Origin of the sequence: Streptomyces sp. NPDC091371 (assembly GCF_040684275.1) — a bacterium.
GTDB lineage: Bacteria > Actinomycetota > Actinomycetes > Streptomycetales > Streptomycetaceae > Streptomyces.
The window spans coordinates 70,962-91,619 of sequence record NZ_JBFBFP010000016.1 but is presented as its reverse complement, the minus strand read 5'-3'; the positions used below and the strand labels follow the sequence as shown (position 1 = coordinate 91,619).

The following is a 20,658-nucleotide window of genomic DNA, read 5'->3' as shown; positions in this document are numbered from 1 at the left end:
CCGGGGCACGCCCCCGCCCGACAGCGCGCACAGGAGCGAAGAGCACCGTGACGACGAGGTTCCAGGCCCCCGAGGGCCACGACGCGGCAGCCGTGACCCGGGCCCTGGCCGAAGGGGACTGCGGGGAGGTCGCCGGGGACGCGGGCCGGCGGGCCCAGTATTCGGCCGACGCGTCCAACTACCGGCAGGTCCCGCTGTGCGTGGTGTTCCCGCGCGAGCGGCGGCACGTCCTGAACGCGCTCGCGGTGTGCCGTCGGCTGAAGGTGCCGGTCACCGCGCGCGGCGCGGGCACCAGCACCTCCGGGCAGGCGGTCGGCGCGGGGGTGGTCCTCGACTTCTCCCGGTACTTCAACCGGCTGATCGCACTGGACCCGGCCGCGCGCACCGCGACCGTGGAGCCGGGCATCGTCCTCGACGACCTCCAGCGGGCCGCCGCCGGGCACGGCCTGATCTTCGGCCCCGACCCGTCCACCCACAGCCGCTGCACCCTCGGCGGCATGATCGGCAACAACGCGTGCGGTACGCATTCCCTCGCGTGGGGCCGCACCGCCGACAACGTGGCCGAGCTCGAAGTGGTCACCTACCGGGGCACCGTCGTCCGCCTCGGCGCGATGACCCGCGAGGAGGCCGAGGCGGCGGCCGCGGCGGACGACGACCGCGGCCGGCTGATCGGGGCGCTGTACCGGCTCGCACGGGCCAACCTGGAGACCCTCCGCACCGAACTGGGCCGCTTCCCCAGGCAGGTGTCGGGCTACGCCCTGGAGCACCTGCTGCCCGAGCACCGCTTCGACCTCGCGAAGGCCTTCGTCGGCAGCGAGGGCACCCTGGCCGTGGTGCTCTCGGCGACGGTCCGCCTCATCACCCCGCCGCCCGCCCGGACCCTGGTCGTCCTCGGCTTCGAGGACGCGTACGCGGCCGCCGACGCGGTGGTCCCGCTGCTGGAGCACCGGCCGCTGGCGCTGGAGGGGCTCGACCAGGCGCTGACCGACGTGATCACCCGGCCGGAGACCCGGGCGGCCGCCGACAGCCTGCCCGCAGGGCGGGCCTGGATCTTCGCCGAGCTGGGCGGCGAGCCCGGGGAGCTGCCCGGGCGGGCCCGGGCGCTGACCGCGGCTGCCCGGGCGGCGGCCGGGTTCACCGGCGCCGAGACGGTCGGCGACCCGGGGCGGGCGCGCCGGTTGTGGCGGATCCGGGAGGACGGGGCGGGCCTCGCGACCCGGCAGCCCGACGGGTCGGAGGCCTGGCCGGGGTGGGAGGACTCGGCGGTCCCGCCCGCGCGCCTGGGCTCGTACCTGCGGGCGCTGGGGCCGCTGATGGCGCGGCACGGGCTGAAGGGGGCCCTGTACGGGCACTTCGGCGAGGGCTGCCTGCACGTACGGATCGACTTCGACTTCGGGACGGCCGGGGGCACCGCCGTCTTCCGGGCCTTCCTGACCGACGCGGCCCGGCTGGTCGCCGAGCACGGCGGCTCCCTGTCGGGCGAGCACGGGGACGGGCGGGCCCGCTCCGAGCTGCTGCCGCTCATGTACGGGCCCCGGGTCATGGAGCTGTTCGCCGCCTACAAGGACGCCTGGGACCCGGACGGCGGGCTGAACCCGGGGATCATCGTCCGGCCGGTGCCCGTGGACGGGGACCTGCGGGTGAGCCCGCCGCGCGGGGAGCTCCCGCTGTCGACGGTCTTCGCCTACGCGGGCGACGGCGGCGACTTCGCCAGGGCCACCCGCCGCTGCGTCGGCGTGGGCAGGTGCCGCGACGCCGAACCCGGCGGGGAGGTGATGTGCCCCAGCTACCGGGTCACGCGCGACGAGAAGGACTCCACCCGGGGGCGGGCGCGGCTGCTGTACGAGATGACGCAGGGCGGGGTGATCGGCGACGGGTGGCGCTCGAAGGAGGTCCGGGACGTCCTCGACCTGTGCCTGTCCTGCAAGGGGTGCAGCGTGGACTGCCCGGTCGGGGTGGACGTGGCCACGTACAAGTCGGAGTTCCTGCACCACCACTACAAGGGGCGGCTGCGGCCCGTCTCCCACTACACGATGGGCCGGCTGCCGGCGCTGCTGCGGTGGACGGCCCGGCTGCGGCTGACGGGGGCCGTCAACGCGGTGGCCTCCTCGCCGCTCGCGCCGCTGGTCAAACGGGCCGGGGGGATCGCGCCGCAGCGGGAGCTGCCGCGGCTCGCGGAGCGGACCTTCCTCGCCTGGTTCCGGGAGCGGGAGCCCCGGGGCGACGGCCGGCGGGGGCCGGTCGTGCTGTGGGTGGACTCCTTCAACAACCACTTCACGCCCGAGGTGCTCAGGGCCGCGGTGGCCGTCCTGGAGGCCGCCGGATTCGCGGTGCGGGTCCCGGACGGCACCCAGTGCTGCGGGCTGACCTGGATCACCACCGGTCAGCTCGACACGGCCCGCCGCGTCGCCCGGCGCACCACGGCGGCGCTGGCACCGGCGGTCCGGGCGGGCGTGCCCGTCGTCGGACTGGAGCCCAGCTGCACGGCGGCGCTCCGCACCGACCTGCCCGAACTCCTCGGCGGGGACGGGGAGGTGAGGGCGGTGGCGGCCGCCACGCTCACCCTCGCGGAGCTCCTCGGGGCCCGGGCGGCCGACTGGGAGCCGCCGCGGATCGGGGCGAAAGCCATCAGCCAGACCCACTGCCACCAGCACGCGACCTCCGGATTCGGGGCGGACGCGGCGCTGCTGGCCCGGATGGGGGTCGACAACACGGTGCTGAAGTCGGGCTGTTGCGGCCTGGCGGGCAACTTCGGCTTCGAGCGGGCCCATTACGAGGTGTCCGTGGCGGCCGGCGAGCAGGTGCTGCTGCCCGCCGTACGGGCCGCCGCGCCCGGGACGGTCGTCCTCGCGGACGGGTTCAGCTGCCGCACGCAGATCCGGCAGGGCACGGGCCGGGAGGGCACCCACCTCGCGCAGCTGATCGCCGGCGCGCTGGAGCATTAGGCGGGCGGGCCCTCCAGGTTGAGGGCGATGCGCTCCAGCACGCTGACGGCGGTGCGGTACTCCTCATCGGAGACGCCCCGCGTCGACAGGGCGCGGAAGGCGTCGATGCGTACGGAGACCTCGGCGACGCGGACGCGGCCGTCCTCGGTGAGGGCCAGGCGGCCCGGCGCGGGGCGGGCGGCCCAGCCGCCGGCCAGGACCGTTCCGACGGCCGCGGTGAGGGCGTCGGCGTCGGCGTTGGCGGCGAGGAGCTCCCGTACGGAGGCGTCGGTGGCCTCCGGGTCGTCCGCGACGGCGTTTATGACCTGCCAGGCGAGCCGGGTGAGGCCGAAGCCGGCGAGGGTGGCGTTCATGCGGGTGGTGATGGCCTGGTCGGTGCGGTTCAGCCAGTAGCCGATGGGCTTCATGCGGGGCTCCCGGTCGGGGTGTTGGCGGGCAGCAGGCGGACGAGGGCGCAGCACAGCACGGTGGCCGCGGCCACGACGGCCAGGCTGTGGACGGCGGCGGAAGCGCTGCCGCCGGAGGTGTGGAAGTACACGGTGGTGATGGCGGCGGCGCCGATGCTGTTGGCGAGCTGGGTGACGGCGGACAGCGAACCGCTCGCGCTGCCGGACTCCTTCGGGTCGATGCCGCCGAGGGTGACCTCGTAGACCGTGCCGAAACAGGTGCCGAGGCCGAGGCCGGTGGTGAAGACCGGGAGGGCGAGCGTCCACCCGGTCGGGGTGGTGGCCAGGACCAGCGCGATCAGCGCCAGGGTGCCGGCCAGGGTGAGCAGCAGGCCGGCGAGGACGAGGGTGCGGCCGAGGCGTTCCCTGAGGCGGTGCGCCGCGATCGAGGCGACGATGATGCCGGCGGCGATGGGGGCGAGGCCGAGGGAGGCGCCGGTGGGGGTGCGGTGCAGCCCGTCCTGGAGGAAGAGGGACAGGACGAAGAGCAGGCCCGCGACCGCCGCGTAGAAGACGAGGCCGAGGAGCAGGCCGGAGGTGAAGGCGCGGCTGCGCAGCAGCGACGGTTCGATGAGCGGGGCGGCGGCGGTGCGCTGGCGCCGGCAGAAGAGGGCGAAGAACGCGGCTCCGGCGGCGAGGCAGAGCAGGGGGAGCGCCGTCCAGCCGTGGGCGGAGCCGTCGATGAGCCCGTAGACGAGTCCGAGCATGGTGGCGGCGAGCAGCGCGGAGCCGGGGCCGTCGACGGTGACCGCGCGGTCGCCGGAGTCGCGGGGCAGGAGGCGCAGGGCGAGGAGGATCGCGAGGCCGCCGAGCGCGATGTTGATCAGGAACATGGACCGCCAGCCGAAGTGGTCGACCAGGAATCCGGCGAGGACCGGGCCGCTGATCGCCGACAGGCCGAGGCAGGGGGCGAAGACCCCGAAGGCCTTGCCGATCTCCTCGCGGGGGAAGACGGCGCCGAGGATGCCGAAGCCCTGCGGGATGACCAGGGCCCCGAAGGCCCCTTGGAGGAGCCGGAAGCAGATGAGGGAGGCGGGGCCGGTGGCCAGGCCGCAGGCGACGGAGGCCAGGGTGAAGCCGGTGAGGCCGGTCAGGAAGAGCCGGCGGCGCCCGTACTTGTCGCCGAGCCGGCCGCCGACCACCAGCAGGACGCCCATGGCCAGGGCGTAGGCGGCGCCGAGCCACTGGACGAGGGCTTCCCCGCCGCCCAGGTCGGCGGCGATGGTCGGGGCGGCGATGTTGGTGATCGTCGCGTCGAGGAGGTCGAGGACCGCGGCGAAGAGGACGACGGCGAGGACGGCCCAGCGGCGGCGGTCGCGGGTGGCGGTGTGAGGGGCGGTGTCAGGGGCGGCGGGGGCGGAAGCAGGGGCTGAGGCCCTGGACATGGGATCCCTTGGAGGTCAGTGCCCGGTGAAGGCGGCGGAGTTCTCCCGGGCCCACTGGCGGAAGGTGCGCGCGGGGCGGCCGAGGAGGGTGTCGGTGGTGTCGGCGACGGCGGCGGGGCCGTGGTTGGCGGCCTCCCACAGGTCGAGGAGGGAGCCGGCCATGTGCGCGGGCATGTGGGCGCCCATCTGCTGCTCGGCCTCGGCGCGGGTGATGTGCACGACGGGGATCTCGCGGCCGACGGCCTCGGAGAGGACGGCGAGCTGCTCGCGGAAGGTGAGCGAGGCCGGCCCGGTGAGGGTGACGGTGCGGCCGGTGAGGGAGTCGCCGGTCAGTGCTTCGACGGCGATGTCGGCGATGTCCTCGGGGTGGATGGGCGCGATGTGCGCGTCGGGGTAGGCGAGCTGGACCGGCTGGGCCTGGCCGATGGACCAGGCCCAGCCGAGGGAGTTGCTGGCGAAGGCGTCCGGGCGCAGGAAGGTGCAGGTGAGGGCGGAGTCGGCGAGGGCGCGCTCGACCTTGAGGCTGTGGCTCGCGAGGGGGTCGTTCTCGGCGTCCGGGCCGCCCACGGAGGACGAGGAGAGCAGGACGACGTGCTCGACGCCGGCGGCCTCGGCGGCCTTGACCAGCTCGTGGATGCCGGCGGGCTGCGGGTAGAGGAAGACCTGGCGGACACCGCGGAGCGCGGCTTCGAACGTCTCGGGCCGGTCGAGCACGAGCTCGACGGCCTCGACACCGTCCGGGACGGTCAGCTCGGCGGGGTCGGCGCTGGCGGCGCGGACGGTGAGGCCGGCGGAGTGGAGGCGGGCGATGACGGCCTGGCCGACCTTGCCGCGGGCGCCGGTGATGAGGACGGTCACGGGAATCTCCTTCGTTCGGGTCATTCGCTGTCTGCGTACATATGCATGCTGGCATGCACACGTTTTCATGTCAACACATGTCTTCGGGTGTTCATGTATGTGGGTAGGCTGGGGTCCATGACGAAGCAGACGAAGCACGAGCCGGAAACGGCGGAAGAACTGCTGGACGCCGTCGGCCCGGCGTTCGGGAAGCTGCGGCGCTCCTCGCTCCTGGAGGTCGAGAACCCGATCTCCCAGAAGGACCTCAGCCGCACCCTGGTCCTCAACGTGGTCCTGGAGGCCGAGGGCGCCGACGAGGCCCGGGAGGTCACCGTCGGCGGAGTGGCCGAACACCTGGGCGCCGACCCCTCAGTGGCCAGCCGCATGGTGTCCGACTGCATCTCCGCCGGCTACCTGGTGCGCGCCGCCTCCCAGCAGGACGGCCGCCGCACGGTCCTCCACCTCAGCGACGAGGGCAAGGAGCTGATGGCCCGGTTCCGCCGCCACCAGCGCGCGGCCTTCGAGTACGTCACCGCGGACTGGTCGGAGCCGGAGCGCCTGGACTTCGCCCGCCTCATGCTGAAGTACGTCGCCTCGCAGGAGGCGCTCCGCCGACGCTGATCGCTGTCGGGCCATAGAGCCGCTCTATGGACCCATCGACCGGATGCCGCTACCGGCCCCCGGTCCCCTGCCCGAGGGTGGAAGAGCAATCCCCCCAATGAAGCAGGGACACCATGTACACCATCCTCTTCGTCTTGATCGCCGCATGCGTGTGGGCGGTGGTGCGCGGCCGGCCGCGCAGGTCACAGCTGTCGCTGTGGGCGGGGACCCTGGCGCTCACCACGCTCGCGTTCCTCCCCCACCTCGACCGCGCCTTCGGCCTGAGCTTCTGAGGAGGAGCCGACCATGACCAGCACCACCACCCCCGTCCCCGCCCCCGCCCCCGTGGCCGTGGCCGGGCTGTCCCACCGCCTCGGCCTCTGGTTCGCCCACGCGTACGTCCTGGGCATGTGCGCCACCATCGGCGGCGCGTACGTCTTCCAGTTCGGGCTGTGGGAGTACCCCTGCCCCATGTGCCTGCTGCAGCGCATGTTCATGCTGCTCAGCGCCGTCGGCCCCGCCATGATCGTGGCCCGCTCCCGCAAGGGCCCCGTGACCACCGCCGAGTTCGCCTCGGGCTGGGGCGTCGCCATCGTCTCGGCGCTGATCGGCAGCACCGTCTCCGGTGCGCAGGTCCTGATGCACATCGTGCCCCCGGACCCCGGCTACGCCGGCGCCCTGTTCGGCCTGCACCTCTACACCTGGGCCGCGATCACCTTCGGCCTCGCCGTGCTGGCCGGCGCCGTGAACCTGGCCCTGACCCACTCGGCCCAGCCCCTCGACGCCGCCCAGACCTCCCCCGCCCTGCGCCGGGCGGCCGGATTCACCCTCGCCGTGCTCGTCTTCTTCGCGGTGAGCAACCTGCTGGCCTGCTTCTTCCTGCAGGGCTTCCACTGGCAGATGCCCGGTGACCCCACCGGCTACCAGCTCTTCGCCGACTTCCTCTGAGGCCGGCGGGTCAGACGGCCGGTGCCCTCCTGACGGCGGCGACGGTGGGCACCGGCTCCTTGGTGAGGAAGTCGACGACCAGCCGGTTGACCAGCTCGGGCTTCTCCTGCGTGAGGAAGTGGGAGGTGCCCGGCACCACGGCCAGTTCCGCGTCCGGCAGGGCCAGGAACATCTCGACCGAGTGGTTCAGCGTCACCAGGTCGTCGTCCGAGAACATCACCAGGGTGCGGGCGGTCACCGCACCCAGCTGCTCGGCCCGCAGGTCGGGTTCCCCGGCCGCCATCTCGCCGATCTTGGCGGCGACCACCTTGAAGTGCTCCTCGCCGTCCGGCGAGACCTCGCCGTAGGCCGGGCCGAGGAACTGCGCGATGGCGTCCACGTCCCACTCCATGTCCGGCACCGCCTCACCGGACTTGTTGAAGCCGCCGCTGATCAGCACCAGCCGCTTCACCAGCTCCGGCCGCTCCATCGCGACCAGCATCGCGGTGACCGCCACGTCGCTGTGCCCGACCAGATCCGCCGGCCCGCCGACCACCGTCTCCAAGAACGCGATGGTGTCCTCGGCCATCAGCCCGTACGTGATCGGCCCCGCCACGTCCGGGGTGTGCCCGTGCCCGCGCCGCTCCGGCGTGTACACGCGGAAGTGCCCGGCCAGCGCCGGCAGGTTCGGCTCGAAGAACCGCGCGTCCACCAGCCCGCCGTGCATCAGCACCAGCGGCTCGCCCGCACCGTGCTCCTCGTACCAGGTCTTGACCGCGCCGAGCTGAACGTACGTCCCCATCGTGAATCTCCTCGTCTCGTTACCGACCATCAACCCGCGCGGGGAGCCCGAAGATCGGGAACAGCCGCTCCGTGTCGCGGAAGAAGCTGATACCGGTGATCCGATCGTCGTGCACCTCGATCACCTGGAGCGCCCAGGGATCGAACCCCGTCCCGTCGGCGCTGGGGCGGTACTGCCCGAAAGCGGGTGAGCCGTTCGCCACGGCCGGGACCAGCCGGGATCCCCGGCAGCCGATGGCCGGCCCCGTCAGCCAGGCCCGGATGTCGCCGGCGCCGCGCATCCACATCGCGTACGGGGGCAGGGACAGCGTGGCGTCGACGTGGAGCAGCATGTTCAGCTCCTCCATGTCGAAGCGGGAGAAGGCCGCGGCGTACCGCTCGGCGAGGGCCAGTTGGACGGTGCCCGCCGGCGCGGCAGCCGGTTCGCCGGCCTCCGTGCGACGGGCGGCGAGCGTGGCGCGGGCGCGCTGGAGCGCGCTGTTGACGGAGGCCGCCGTGGAGCCGTGCAGGTCGGCTACCTCGGCGGCCGAGAAGCCGAGGACCTCGCGCAGGATCAGGGTCGCCCGCTGCTTGGGCGGCAGGTGTTGCAGTGCGGCGACGAAGGCCAGCCGCACGGACTCGTCGGCCACCGCCAGCTCGGCGGGGTCCCCCGGGTACGGCTCGATCCACACGCCGGCCTCCAGCGCGGCCCCCGGCGAGGTGGCCCCGCTGGTCGGACCGCACAGGTCCATGGGCCGGGCCCGCCGCTTCCCGGCGGCCAGCGCGTCCAGGCAGACGTTGGTGGCGATCCGGTAGACCCACGACCGCAGTGACGACCGCTCCTCGAAGCGGTCGAGGCTCCGCCAGGCCCGGATCATCGTCTCCTGCACGGCGTCGTCCGCCTCGAACACCGACCCGAGCATCCGGTAGCAGTACCCGGTCAGCTCCCGCCGGTAGCCCTCCAGCCGGGCCGCAGCATCCTCGTGGTCTTCCATCTCCGCACCCTAGAGGAAGTGATCACATCGGGCAGCAGCCGGATCAGGCGTCGAGGACGAGGTCGGATGCCGGGACGGACTGGCAGGTCAGGACCTCGGTGTCGGGGAGGTCCGGGGGCGGTGTGACCAGGTGGGCGGCCTCGCCCGCGAGGACCGTGCAGGCGCAGCTTTCGCACTGGCCGACGCGGCAGCCGCTGGGCAGCCCGACGCCCGCCCGCTCGCCGAGGGAGAGGAGCGTGCCGTCCTGTTCGCGCCAGGTGACCTCGCGGCCGGAGCGGGCGAAGCGCACCGTGAACGCGGCGCCGTCCGGGACGCGGACCTCGCGCCGCTCGGCCAGGAACCGCTCGCTGAAGATCTCGAAGGGCGGCACGCCCCGGGCCTTCAGCCCCTCGGTGAGCGAGGCGAGCATCGGTTCGGGGCCGCAGAGGTAGAAGCGGGCGCGGCGGGCGATCAGGTCGGGGGCGATGTCGTCGGCCGTGATGAAGCCGCGGCGGTCGTACTCGCGGCCGGGCGCGTCTCCCCCGCCCGGCGCGGCGTAGTGGTCGATGATCCGCAACGCCCGGATGCGGCCCTGGAGTTCCCGCAGCCGGTCCTTGAAGGGATGGTCGGCGGAGCCGCCGGTGCCGTGGTGCAGGACGACCTCGGGGACCGTGCCGCCCGCCGCGGCGAGGGTCTCCAGGTAGCCGAGGAACGGCGTGATGCCGATGCCCCCGGCGAGCAGCACCACCGGGGCGTCGGTGTGCGTCGGGATGCAGAAGACCCCGCGCGGGGCGGTCAGGAGCAGCCGGTCGCCGACCGCGAGCTCCTCGTGGACGTACGTGGACAAGGCGCCGCCGGGGACGTGCCGTACGGCCAGGTGGTAGGCGGCGCGCCCGGGTTCGACGGCGGAGCCGGTGAGCGAGTAGCCGCGGGCGTCCGGCCGCTGCGGCGCGCGTACGGTCACGTGCTGGCCGGGACGGTGGTCGGGCAGCGGGCCGCCGTCGGCGGGCTCGAGGCGCAGGGTGCGCACGCCGCGGCCCTCGGCGGCCAGGGCGGTGACGGTGAACGGGCGGGTGCCGGTCCAGGTGCCGTCGTCCGGCGCCGGACGGACCTCGCACACCGCGGAGCGCAGCGGCACGGAGCCGCTCAGCGGGTCCGCGTCCTCGTGGCCGACGAGCCGGTTGAAGTTGCTGCCGCCGGGGCCGAGCGGGTCGGCGCCGGGCAGCGCCAGGTCGGCGGCCCCCTGCCACCAGCCGTACTCGCCGACCACGACCGACGGGTGCAGCGAGTCGTCGAAGCGGGCCCGCAGGCGGATGGCCCCCTTGGGGGTGGACAGCTCCACCCACTGCCCCTCGGCGATGCCGCGTGCGGCGGCCGCCCGCGGGCTCATGTCCACGGACGGGTCGGTGGCGCGACGGCGCAGCGAGCCGATGCCGCGGTGCTGGCTGTGGACGAAGGAGCCGTGCTTGGCGCAGGTCAGGACCAGGGGGAACGCGGAGTCGGTGGCGGCGGGGTCGCGGTGTTCGGGGACGGCCGGGTAGCCGTGTTCCAGCAGCCGCTCCGAGTACAGCTCGACGCGGCGGGTCGGCGTGCCGAACCCGGCGACCGTGCCGTCGCCGCCCGTGGCGGCGGCGTACTTGCGGTAGGCGAGCGGGCGCGGCACCCGCACCCCGCCGGGGCGCTCGCGCAGTTCCCGTACGGTCAGGCCGAGCGGCTCCAGCTGCCAGTTCCAGGCGGCCTCGACGTCCCCGTCGAAGAACAGCCCGCCCATGCCGAGGCGGCGGGCGAGGTCGAAGACCACCTCCGTGTCGGAGCGCGACGAGCCCTGCGGCTCGACCAGCCGCGGCCGCAGCTGGACCTGCTCCTGGGCGCGGTGGCCGGTCTCGAAGCCGAAGCGCAGGGCCTCGTGCTCGTAGGCGCTGTTGACCGGCAGGACGATGTCCGCACTGGCGCTGGTCGGGTTCGCGAACAGGTCCAGGTGCACCTGGAAGTCCAGCCGCCGTAGCGCCCGCGCCACCCGGTCCGAATCGGGCTGCGCCACCACGAGGTTCGACCCGAAGCCGATCAACGCCCGTACCGGATAGGGCTGGTGGTCCTCGATGGCCCGGCACAGGTCGCCGGCGTTCACGTAGCCGGAGGCGGGCGGCCCGAGCGGGTGCTTGTCCAGGCCGAGGGCCTTGGCCCGCTGCCCGGGCGCGAACTGGTCGAAGGAGGAAGCCGCGTTGTAGGGCGGCGGGGGTACGACGTGGTTGCCGCCCCGGGTGTCGTACGAGCCGGTCAGCGCGTACAGCGTGGCCAGCGCGCGCTCGGTCTGGGCCGCGTTCGCGCTCTGCCCGACGCCGGTCCAGCCGTAGTACGCCACCGAGCGCGCGGCCCCGATCTCCTCGGCCAGCGCCCGTATCTCCCGTTCGGGTATCCACGTGGTGCGCGCCACCCGCTCGGCCGGCCACGCCGCGCAGGCCTCCGCGTACCGCCGGAAGGCCGGCACGCAGGCGACGCCCTCGCCCGTGCGGGTCACCACCCGGTGCTCCCCGGCCAGCGCGAACCGCTCGGGCCGCTCCGCGGCCCGGCCGGTGTCGTACACCTCGGGCAGCCCGGCCTCCTCGTCCCATACGACGTACCCCGCGGCGCCCGGGGCGAGCTCGGCGGCCCGCAGGAACCGCCCGGTGCCGGTGCGCACGAGCAGCGGGGCGTTGGTCCAGGACCGGACGAACCGCTCGTCGTAGGCCCCGCTCTCGATCAGCAGGTTCGCCAGCCCCAGGGCGAGCGCCGCGTCCGTGCCCGGCCGCACCCGCAGCCAGTGGTCGGCGCGCAGCGCGCTGGTGGAGCGGCGCGGGTCCACGACCGCCAGCTTCATGCCGGCCGCCTGGGCGGCGGAGACGGCGGCGGACTGCGCCAGCCAGGTCTTGGCCGGGTTGAACCCCCACAGCAGCGCGAGGTCGGCGTGCGCGTAGTCGGGGGGCGGGAGCGGCGAGCCGAAGGTGAAGGCGTGCGCGAAGTCCTTGTGCCAGTTGCAGAGCTCCGCGCTGTACACGGTGTTCGGACTGCCGAAGTGGCGGATGAACCGCTCGATCCACTCGGTCGCGTCCGACACCATCGTCCCCGACGGGGTGGCCACCGCGAAGGCCACCGCCTCGGGTCCGCTCTCCTCGGCGATCGCCCCGATCCGCCGGGCGATCTCGCCCATCGCCTCGTCCCAGGAGACCGGCACCCAGCCCGGGTCGGGATCCGACTTGGGGTTCGTCCGCCGCAGCGGGGTGGTCAGCCGGCGGGTGCTGTGCGCGATCTCGGGCGCGGACCGGCCCTTCGGGCACATCGCGGCCCCGGTGGGATGCTCCGGGTCCGGGCGGACGCCGGTGAGGCGGCCTTCCTCGACGGTGTAGACCGCTCCGCACCGTGACTTGCACAGGGTGCAGAACCCGCGCTTCTCCTCGACGGCCACTGGGTACCTCCCGACGCCCGCGGCCCGGCGGCCGCCACCTTCCATTGGACGCCTTCGGGTGGACCGCCGGGGCCGCCACTCGTCCCCGGCCGCCGGGGCCAAGGACCCGCCGGGGGCGGGACGGCCACCGACTACGGCGATGCGGGCGGGGAGGTCATGCGGTGGCTCCTTCGGGCGTGGTCCCCACGGGGACGCTCGGGTGAACTTCGCGCTCGATGCGCGGGAGGATGTCGGGCAGGTAGATGTCCTGGATGGCGGACTGTTCGCCGTGCGCCTCCCAGTGGGCCCGGCTGGCCCAGCGCTCCACGAGGACGAAGCGGCCCGCGTCCTCGTGAGACTGGTACGCCTCCCAGCTCACGCAGCCGTCCTCGGCGAGGCAGACCGGGCGCATCCGGGCCAGCGCGTCGGCGACCGGGGCGATGTCGGCCGGCTCCGGTACGCGGACGATGACGATGAGGTCGAACATCACTGCTCCTGTGCTGTCGTACGGGCGAAGGCGTCGTTCACGCATGCAGCAACAGCCGGGCACAGCCCGCCTATTTCACGGCCCGGACCGCTGACGCGGTCCGGGCCTCCGGCGTGAGGGCTTCAGACGAACACCAGGGCGGCCAGCCCGAGGTAGACGCCCCCGGTGAGGCGCGACAGCCGGCGGGCGCCGCGCGGTGTCCCGCGGAGCCGGCCGGTGAGGGCCGCGCCGATGAGGGCGTAGCAGAGGTCCAGCGCCAGGGCGATGGACAGGAAGACCAGACCGAGTACGAGCATGCGTGCCCGGGTGCCGGAAGGGGGCAGGCCAGCGGGCAGGAACTGCGGGAGGAACGCCAGGAAGAAGAGGACGACCTTCGGGTTGAACAGGTTGACCAGGACGGCGTCGCGGTACACGCGCAGCAGCCGGCGCCGGGCAGGACGCCCGGCGGCACTGGCGGCACTGGCGGCACCGGCAGCGCCGGCAGCGGGGGCCGGGCGGTGGAACAGGGCGCGTGCGCCCAGGTAGGCGAGGTAGCCGGCGCCCGCGTGGCGCAGGACGGTGAAGGCGAGCGGGTGGTCGGCGATGAGCGCCGCCAGTCCGCAGACCGCGGCGACGACGTGGAGGAGCGTGCCGGTCTCCACGCCGAGGGCGGAGACGACGCCGGCCCGCAGTCCGTCCTGCACGCTGCGGGTGACGATGTAGACCAGGTTGGGCCCGGGCACCGCGACCAGGAGCAGTGAGGCGAGGGCGAAGGCGGCGAGTGAGGTCATCCGCGCTCCAGAGCGGTGGGGAGCAGTCCGAGGGGCGGGGCGCCGAGGTCGAACAGGGCGCCGTGGAAGCGGCGGAGCGAGAAGCCGCCGCCCCAGCGTGCCCTGGCCTGCTCGCGCAGGTCGGCGATGGCGAACTTGCCCCAGGTGTAACGGCCGTAACCGGGGTCGAACAGCCCGCGCTCGGCCTCGTGCAGGGCCGCGGGGCCGGCCAGCGAGACGTCCTCGGTGAACCGCGCCGCGGCGTCCGGGACGGTCATGGCCCCGGTGTGCAGCCCGATGGCACAGGCGAAGCGGGTGACCCTGCGCAGCGCGTCCTGGGCCACCGCGACGGCGACGCGCGGATCGCCGTCGCGGAAGCCCTCTTCCAGGGCCAGCTCCTCGCAGTAGTGCGCCCAGCCCTCGATGAAGGCCTCGGAGTGGAGCGTGCGGCGGACCTCGGAGGGCGCCCGGCGCAGCGCCCTGCCGTGGCTGGCGTGCCCGGGGGCCACCTCGTGGATCGCCATGTTGGGCATCAGCGTCCGGTTGAAGCCGGTCGACAGCCACTGCTCGCTCTCGGCCGCGCTCCAGCCGCTGCCCGGGAGGGTGATGCGGAACCTGCTGGGCGCGTCGGACTCGTGCGGCGCGGCCGCGAACAGGCCGGCGAGCGCCGTGCGGCGGGATTCCGGCATCGGCTCGACGGCGACCTCGACGTCGTGGTGGGGCACCAGATCGTGCCGGGCGGTCCAGGCGACCGTCTCGTCGACGAGCGCCGCGAACTCGGCCGGCAGGCCGGCGGCATCGGGGTGGTCGGCTTGGAGGGCCCTCATCGTGTCGGCGGGCAGGGCCCGGGGGTCGATGCGGCGGAGCGACGCGTCGAGCAGGGCGCGCAGGCGGTCCCGTTCGGCGTCCACCCGGGCGGACAGCGCGGTGAGATCGACGGCGCAGGCCTCCGTCGCGCCGAGCAGCCGGGCCAGCGCCGGGCCGCCGAGCGCCGCTGACGGAGGGCCCTCGGCGGCGGCCCGCTCCAGGTGGGAGACGAGCCGGGCGTGCGCCCGGCCGGCGGCGGTGTGGACGGGGCCGCCCCGGGGGTCGAGGGAGGCGGCCAGCCCGCGGGCCAGCGGCAGCGTGGCGTCGGCCAGCGGCGCCGGCACGCGGTCCAGTGCCCCGATCGCGGCGTCCACGGCGTCCGGCCAGCGGCCCAGGTGCGCCGACCGGGCGGCCTCCCGCTCGGGCCGGGGCGCGTAGGGGCGGTCGTAGCCGGACAGGTCCAGGTTCTCGATGTGCCACAGGGGGTTGCTCCGGTGCAGTTCGAGCTCGCCGAAGCGGACCCGGAGGGCTTCCTCCGCGGCCGTCGTGTGCGCCTCGTCGTGCGGGTCCGGGTACGGCCCGGTGCCGGCGGGGCCGCCGAGGGCGGCGAGGCCGCGGCGCACTCCGTCCGGAGAAAGGTCCTGGACGGCTCCGTCGTACTCGTGCCGCCCCGCGCCGTCGCGCGCGGCGAAGACGGAGAGGTCGCAGATGGCTGCCAGGCGGGGGTCAAGGGGTGTTGCGGATGTCATGTCGTTAGCCTCGGGCGACAGCGGCTCGTACTCCCGTGCCAATGGAGGGGAAAGTGGACCGGAACCGTGATGCGTCCGAGCCGGCCGGGCTGATCGACCTGCTGGGCGACTGGAGTTCGGCCGAGGGGCCGCTGTACCGGCGGCTCACCGAGGCGCTCGTCCGGGCGGTACGGTCCGGGGACCTGCGCACCGGCGACCTCCTGCCGTCCGAGCGGCGGCTCGCCGACGCGCTCTCGGTCAGCCGGGCGACGGTGGTCGCCGCCTACGACGCACTGCGCGGGTCGGGCCTGGCCGAGACCCGCCGGGGCAGCGGCACCCGGGTGTCGGGAGGAACCGCCGCCCACCGGGTTCCGGCGGACGGGCGGGTGCGCGGCGGCCAGGCCACCGCGGTGATCCAGCGGCTGGTGGCGCAGCCGCCGAACCTCATCTCGTTGGGGCAGGCCGCCGAGGCCGGAGGCCCGGACCTGGCCGAGGCACTGCTCCACCTGGTCCGCGAGGACCTACCCGGGCTGCTCACCGACGCCGGCTACCACCCGGCCGGACTCCCCGCGCTGCGGGCGGCGATCGCCGCCCACCACACCGCGCACGGGCTGCCGACCGAGCCCGAAGAGGTGGTGGTGACCACCGGCGCCACGCAGGCCGTCACCCTGAGCACCCGACTGCTCCTCGGCCGCGGGTCGACCGCGGTCGTGGAATCCCCCGGGTGGCCGGGCTGCCTGGACGTCCTGCGAGCGGCCGGCTCGCGGCTGGTCGGCGTCGGACTCGACTCCGACGGCATCCGGATCGACGGGCTCGCCGCCGCGCTCGCCGAGCACCGGCCCGCACTGCTCTACGTCATGCCGACCTACCACAACCCCACCGGCACCCTGATGTCCGCCGGGCGCCGTCGCCGGGTGGCGGAGCTCGCCGCCGAGCACGGCGTCACCGTCCTCGAGGACAGCGCCCACGCGGCGGCCCTCGCCCCGGGGCAGGCTCCGCCGCCGATCGCCGCGAACCCCGCCGGAGCGACCGTGCTGACGGTGGGTTCGCTGGCCAAGGCCGTGTGGGGCGGCCTGCGGATCGGCTGGATCCGCGCGCCGCGGGACACCGTGGACCGCCTGGCCCGCCTCAAGGCGCTCGACGACCTCGGCAGCCCGGTCCTCGACCAGGCCCTCGCCGCCCGCCTGCTCCCCGCCCTCCCGGCCCTGGCGCCCGAACGGGACCGCATCCTGCGCGAGCGGCTGGCCACGATGACCCGGCTGCTGGCCGAACGGCTCCCGGACTGGCGGTGGCGGGAACCGCACGGCGGCTCGGTCCTGTGGATCCGGCTGCCTCCCGGCACGGACGCCCGGATCTACGCGCAGGTGGCACTGCGGCACGGCGCCGAGGTCATCCCGGGCGCGACGATGGACCCGACCGGCGCCCACGACCACTACATCCGCGTCCCGCACTCCTTCGCCCCCGAGACGTCCGCGGAACTGGCCGACCGCCTCACGGCAGCCTGGGCGTCACTGCCCCGAGGCGGCGCCCGCTGAAGCGGCAAACGCCGAAGGGCCGGAAACGCCGAAGGGCCGGACCGCTGATGCGGTCCGGCCCTTCGGGCTGGCGGAGGATACGAGATTCGAACTCGTGAGGGGTTGCCCCCAACACGCTTTCCAAGCGTGCGCCCTAGGCCACTAGGCGAATCCTCCGCCGCAAACAATACAAGACGTTGAGGGGTGCTCGCGAACGTGATCGTCGGGCGGTGGGGCAGGTCGGGGTCCGGGTCGATTCCAGGGGGGTCCATCCGCTAGGGTGGGCTCAGCCCCTCACGTGGCGCTATCTCACCCAACTCCCCCAGGGCCGGAAGGCAGCAAGGGTAAGTGGGCTCTGGCGGGTGCGTGGGGGGCGCTTTGCGTTCCGGGGGGTCTTCGAGGCGTCGGTGGGCCGCCGTTGTCGGTGGGCCCGGATAACCTCGTAAGCGTGTCGTCCCTTGCGCTGTACCGCCGCTATCGCCCCGAGTCGTTCGCCGAGGTCATCGGGCAGGAGCATGTCACTGCCCCGCTGATGCAGGCCCTGCGGAACAACCGGGTCAATCACGCGTACCTGTTCAGCGGGCCGCGCGGCTGTGGAAAGACGACCAGCGCGCGGATCCTGGCCCGGTGCCTGAACTGTGAGCAGGGTCCCACTCCGGAGCCGTGCGGCGAGTGCCAGTCCTGCCGCGACCTCGCGCGGAACGGGCCGGGGTCCATCGACGTCATCGAGATCGACGCCGCCTCGCACGGTGGTGTGGACGATGCCCGTGACCTGCGGGAAAAGGCCTTCTTCGGGCCGGCGGGCAGCCGGTACAAGATCTACATCATCGATGAGGCCCACATGGTCACCTCGGCGGGCTTCAACGCCCTGCTGAAGGTGGTCGAGGAGCCGCCGGAGCACCTCAAGTTCATCTTCGCGACCACGGAGCCCGAGAAGGTCATCGGGACGATCCGCTCCAGGACGCACCACTATCCCTTCCGGCTGGTCCCGCCCGGGACTCTGCGGGACTACCTGGGCGAGGTCTGCGGCCGCGAGGGCGCGCAGGTGGAGGACGGCGTGCTGCCGCTCGTCGTGCGGGCCGGCGCCGGATCCGTGCGTGACTCGATGTCCGTCATGGACCAGCTGCTGGCCGGTGCGGGCGAGGAAGGTGTGACCTATGCCATGGCCACCTCGCTCCTCGGGTACACGGAGGGGTCGCTGCTCGACTCCGTCATCGACGCCTTCGCCGCCGGGGACGGGGCAGCCGCCTTCGAGGTCGTGGACCGGGTGGTGGAGGGCGGGAACGACCCGCGGCGCTTCGTCGCCGACCTGCTGGAGCGGCTGCGCGACCTCGTGATCCTGGCCGCCGTGCCCGACGCCGGGGAGAAGGGGCTGATCGACGCCCCCGCCGACGTCGTGGAGCGGATGCAGGCCCAGGCGTCCGTCTTCGGCGCCGCCGAGCTGTCGCGCGCCGCCGACCTGGTCAACACCGGGCTCACCGAGATGCGGGGCGCGACCTCGCCGCGCCTCCAGCTGGAACTGATCTGCGCCCGCGTGCTGCTGCCGGCCGCCTTCGACGACGAGCGGTCCCTCCAGGCCCGGCTCGACCGGCTGGAGCGCAGCGGGGGCGCGGCCGCCTTCGCCGCCGTACCGCCGCCCGCCGGTCCGGCCGCCGTGCCGCCCGCCATGGGCTACGTGCCCGGGCCCGAGACGCACGCCATGGCGCCCGTCGGGCCGGGGGGCGGCGTCGCCGCCGCGCGTGCCGCCGTACGGGCTCCCGAGCCCGCCCCCGAGCCGGTACGGGCGCCCGAGCCCGAGCCCGCGGCTGCTCCCGCTCCCGCCGCCGCGTCCGCGCCTGCCCCCGCCGCCGGTGCCTGGCCGGGCGCCGCCACTCCCGGCCAGGGCGCCCCGGCCGCTGCCGCCGCCCCGGGTGCCTGGCCCGGCGCCGCGCAGCCCGGCGGCGCCCCCGGCCAGGCCGCCGCCCCGGCTCCCGGTGCCTGGCCCGGTGCCGCCCAGCCCGGTGCCCCCGCCGCCGGGGCCTGGCCGAGCGCGGCCGCGCCCGGCCAGGGGATCCCCGCCGCGGCGCCCGCTCCGGCCCCCGCTCCCGCGCAGCCGGCCCCCGCGCAGGCGGCCCCGCCGTCCCCCGGGATGGCCGCCGGAGCCGGCCAGGTCCAGGCGATGTGGCCGAGCGTCCTGGAGGCCGTCAAGAACCGCCGCCGCTTCACCTGGATCCTGCTCAGCCAGAACGCCCAGGTCACCGGCTTCGACGGGACGACCCTTCAGCTCGGCTTCCCCAACGTCGGAGCCCGCGACAACTTCGCGAGCAGCGGCAGCGAGGACGTGCTCAAGTCGGTCCTGGCCGAGCAGTTCCAGGTCAACTGGAAGATCGACGCCGTGGTGGGCGGCGGAGGCGGCGGCCAGCCCGCGCCCCAGTCCCCGTACTCGGCCCCGCCCGCGCCCGCCTACCACCCGCCGGCGGCCCCGGCGGCGGCCCACGCCCAGCCCCAGGCCCCCGCCCAGGCCTCGGCCCCGCAGCAGCCCCCGTACCAGCCGCCCCAGCAGTCCGCCCCCGCGCAGCAGCCTCCCGCGCAGCAGGCGCCCCCGCCGGTCGCCCCCGAGGACGACTTCGCGGAGGACGACGACCCCGACCTCGTCGAGAGCGCGCTGACCGGACACGACCTGATCGTGCGCGAGCTCGGAGCCACCGTTGTGGAGGAATACACGAACGAGTAGGGGGGTCTCATTGGGTGGCCGCACGAAAGCGGATCCGGAGCGCGGGCTACGCTTCATGGCGTGAAGGTCCTCGTCATCGGCGGCGGCGCCCGCGAACACGCCCTGTGCCGCTCTCTGTCCCTCGACCCCGACGTCTCCGCGCTGTACTGCGCCCCCGGTAACGCGGGGATCGCGGATGTGGCCGAGCTGCGGGACGTCGACCCCCTCGACGGCGACGCCGTCACGCGCCTCGCCACCGAGCTCGGCGCCGGCCTGGTCGTCGTCGGCCCGGAGGCGCCGCTGGTCGCCGGGGTCGGCTCCGCCGTCCGCGCGGCCGGCATCCCCGTCTTCGGCCCGTCCGCCGAGGCCGCGCAGCTCGAAGGCTCCAAGGCCTTCGCCAAGGACGTGATGGCCGCGGCCGGCGTCCCGACCGCGCGCAGCTACGTGTGCAGCACCCCGGACGAGGTGGACGCCGCCCTCGACGCCTTCGGCGCCCCGTACGTCGTCAAGGACGACGGCCTCGCGGCCGGCAAGGGCGTCGTGGTCACCGAGGACCTGGCCGCCGCCCGCGAGCACGCCCTCGCCTGCGAGCGCGTGGTCATCGAGGAGTACCTCGACGGCCCAGAGGTCTCCCTCTTCGCCATCACCGACGGCGTCACCGTCCTCCCGCTCCAGCCCGCGCAGGACTTCAAGCGCGCGCTCGACGGCGACGAGGGCCCGAACACCGGCGGCATGGGCGCGTACTCCCCGCTGCCCTGGGCGGACCCGAAGCTGGTCGACGAGGTCATGGACAGCGTGCTCCAGCCGACCGTCGACGAGCTCCGCCGCCGCGGCACCCCGTTCTCCGGCCTGCTGTACGCGGGCCTCGCGATCACCAGCCGCGGGGTACGGGTCATCGAGTTCAACGCCCGCTTCGGGGACCCCGAGACCCAGGTGGTGCTGGCCCGGCTGCGCACCCCGCTCGCGAGCGTGCTGCTGAACGCCGCCAACGGCACCCTGGCCGCCGAGCCGCCGCTCAGCTGGCGCGAGGACGCCGCCGTCACGGTGGTCATCGCCTCCCACAACTACCCGGACACCCCCCGCACCGGGGACCCGATCGAGGGCCTCGCCGAGGTGGCGGCCGAGGACGGCCCCGACGCGTACGTGCTGCACGCCGGCACCCGCCGCGAGGGCGACGCGGTCGTCAGCGCGGGCGGCCGCGTCCTGTCGGTGACGGCGACCGGTTCCGATCTGGCGGAGGCCCGCGAGAAGGCGTATAAGGCCGTCGCGCGGATCCGGCTGGACGGCTCGCAGCACCGTACGGACATTGCCGCCAAGGCGGCCCAGACCGGCTGAACCCCCGGCTGACCAGCGGCTACACGGCCCC

Annotated in this window: 16 protein-coding genes, 1 tRNA gene and 1 other RNA gene; 8 read left to right on the top strand and 10 right to left on the bottom strand. The window is 74.6% G+C overall.

What is annotated here, in order from left to right; all coding sequences use genetic code 11:
* Nucleotides 1-47 precede the first annotated feature (47 nt).
* On the top strand, nucleotides 48-2,945 hold the full coding sequence (locus AB0O21_RS19435) for an FAD-linked oxidase C-terminal domain-containing protein (RefSeq protein WP_365172362.1): 2,898 nt from the start codon (nucleotides 48-50) through the stop codon (nucleotides 2,943-2,945).
* On the opposite strand, the gene AB0O21_RS19430 is transcribed toward AB0O21_RS19435, so the two are convergent.
* From AB0O21_RS19430 to AB0O21_RS19420, 3 genes are read right to left on the bottom strand one after another with little or no spacing between them, the layout of a single operon-like run.
* Nucleotides 2,942-3,352 (bottom strand): MarR family transcriptional regulator, encoded by a 411-nt coding sequence (locus AB0O21_RS19430; protein WP_365172361.1) that lies wholly within the window; start codon nucleotides 3,350-3,352, stop codon nucleotides 2,942-2,944. The genes AB0O21_RS19435 and AB0O21_RS19430 overlap by 4 nt on opposite strands.
* Nucleotides 3,349-4,776, bottom strand: a complete 1,428-nt coding sequence (locus tag AB0O21_RS19425; RefSeq protein WP_365172360.1) for an MFS transporter — start codon at nucleotides 4,774-4,776, stop codon at nucleotides 3,349-3,351. Before AB0O21_RS19425 ends, AB0O21_RS19430 begins: the two co-directional genes overlap by 4 nt.
* Before the next feature lie 15 nt (nucleotides 4,777-4,791).
* Nucleotides 4,792-5,634, bottom strand: coding sequence for an NAD(P)H-binding protein (locus AB0O21_RS19420; protein WP_365172359.1), 843 nt, complete (start codon nucleotides 5,632-5,634; stop codon nucleotides 4,792-4,794).
* Between the two features lie 117 nt (nucleotides 5,635-5,751).
* Between AB0O21_RS19420 and AB0O21_RS19415 the strand changes: the two genes are divergently transcribed.
* From AB0O21_RS19415 to AB0O21_RS19405, 3 genes are all read left to right on the top strand, one after another.
* Complete coding sequence (locus AB0O21_RS19415) at nucleotides 5,752-6,234, top strand: MarR family winged helix-turn-helix transcriptional regulator (protein ID WP_365172358.1); 483 nt, start codon at nucleotides 5,752-5,754, stop codon at nucleotides 6,232-6,234.
* Between the two features lie 113 nt (nucleotides 6,235-6,347).
* Nucleotides 6,348-6,506: a DUF5993 family protein gene (locus AB0O21_RS19410; protein WP_365172357.1), complete on the top strand. Its 159-nt coding sequence runs from the start codon at nucleotides 6,348-6,350 to the stop codon at nucleotides 6,504-6,506.
* A gap of 13 nt (nucleotides 6,507-6,519) precedes the next feature.
* Entirely contained in the window at nucleotides 6,520-7,161 is a 642-nt protein-coding gene (locus AB0O21_RS19405; protein WP_365172356.1) for a disulfide bond formation protein B, read from the top strand.
* Nucleotides 7,162-7,171: 10 nt separating this feature from the next.
* On the opposite strand, the gene AB0O21_RS19400 is transcribed toward AB0O21_RS19405, so the two are convergent.
* From AB0O21_RS19400 to AB0O21_RS19375, 6 genes are all read right to left on the bottom strand, one after another.
* On the bottom strand, nucleotides 7,172-7,942 hold the full coding sequence (locus tag AB0O21_RS19400; protein WP_365172355.1) for an alpha/beta hydrolase: 771 nt from the start codon (nucleotides 7,940-7,942) through the stop codon (nucleotides 7,172-7,174).
* Nucleotides 7,943-7,961: 19 nt separating this feature from the next.
* Nucleotides 7,962-8,915: a sigma-70 family RNA polymerase sigma factor gene (locus tag AB0O21_RS19395; RefSeq protein ID WP_365172354.1), complete on the bottom strand. Its 954-nt coding sequence runs from the start codon at nucleotides 8,913-8,915 to the stop codon at nucleotides 7,962-7,964.
* 43 nt (nucleotides 8,916-8,958) lie between these two features.
* Nucleotides 8,959-12,336, bottom strand: coding sequence for a molybdopterin-dependent oxidoreductase (locus tag AB0O21_RS19390; protein ID WP_365172353.1), 3,378 nt, complete (start codon nucleotides 12,334-12,336; stop codon nucleotides 8,959-8,961).
* A 154-nt stretch (nucleotides 12,337-12,490) separates the two neighbouring features.
* A complete protein-coding gene (locus AB0O21_RS19385; protein WP_365172352.1) occupies nucleotides 12,491-12,802 on the bottom strand; it encodes an antibiotic biosynthesis monooxygenase in 312 nt (103 codons plus the stop codon).
* A gap of 122 nt (nucleotides 12,803-12,924) precedes the next feature.
* Nucleotides 12,925-13,572 (bottom strand): LysE family translocator, encoded by a 648-nt coding sequence (locus tag AB0O21_RS19380; RefSeq protein WP_365172351.1) that lies wholly within the window; start codon nucleotides 13,570-13,572, stop codon nucleotides 12,925-12,927.
* Nucleotides 13,569-15,107 (bottom strand): DUF885 family protein, encoded by a 1,539-nt coding sequence (locus AB0O21_RS19375; protein ID WP_365172350.1) that lies wholly within the window; start codon nucleotides 15,105-15,107, stop codon nucleotides 13,569-13,571. The genes AB0O21_RS19380 and AB0O21_RS19375 overlap by 4 nt, the downstream gene beginning before the upstream one ends.
* 53 nt (nucleotides 15,108-15,160) lie before the next feature.
* Here AB0O21_RS19375 and AB0O21_RS19370 point away from each other — a divergent pair, with 53 nt between their 5' ends.
* Nucleotides 15,161-16,621: a PLP-dependent aminotransferase family protein gene (locus AB0O21_RS19370; RefSeq protein ID WP_365172349.1), complete on the top strand. Its 1,461-nt coding sequence runs from the start codon at nucleotides 15,161-15,163 to the stop codon at nucleotides 16,619-16,621.
* A 68-nt stretch (nucleotides 16,622-16,689) separates the two neighbouring features.
* On the opposite strand, the gene AB0O21_RS19365 is transcribed toward AB0O21_RS19370, so the two are convergent.
* Nucleotides 16,690-16,777: transfer RNA gene (locus AB0O21_RS19365), tRNA-Ser, on the bottom strand.
* 108 nt (nucleotides 16,778-16,885) lie between these two features.
* Here AB0O21_RS19365 and ffs point away from each other — a divergent pair.
* The 3 genes from ffs (at nucleotide 16,886) to purD (ending at nucleotide 20,627) form a co-directional block, all read left to right on the top strand.
* An RNA gene (gene ffs / locus AB0O21_RS19360) (signal recognition particle sRNA small type) lies at nucleotides 16,886-16,984 on the top strand.
* A gap of 64 nt (nucleotides 16,985-17,048) precedes the next feature.
* The gene (locus AB0O21_RS19355) at nucleotides 17,049-19,313 is read left to right on the top strand and encodes a DNA polymerase III subunit gamma and tau (protein ID WP_365172348.1); all 2,265 of its coding nucleotides are present in this window, start codon (nucleotides 17,049-17,051) and stop codon (nucleotides 19,311-19,313) included.
* A gap of 60 nt (nucleotides 19,314-19,373) precedes the next feature.
* On the top strand, nucleotides 19,374-20,627 hold the full coding sequence (gene purD, locus AB0O21_RS19350; RefSeq protein WP_365172347.1) for a phosphoribosylamine--glycine ligase: 1,254 nt from the start codon (nucleotides 19,374-19,376) through the stop codon (nucleotides 20,625-20,627).
* Nucleotides 20,628-20,658: the final 31 nt, after the last annotated feature.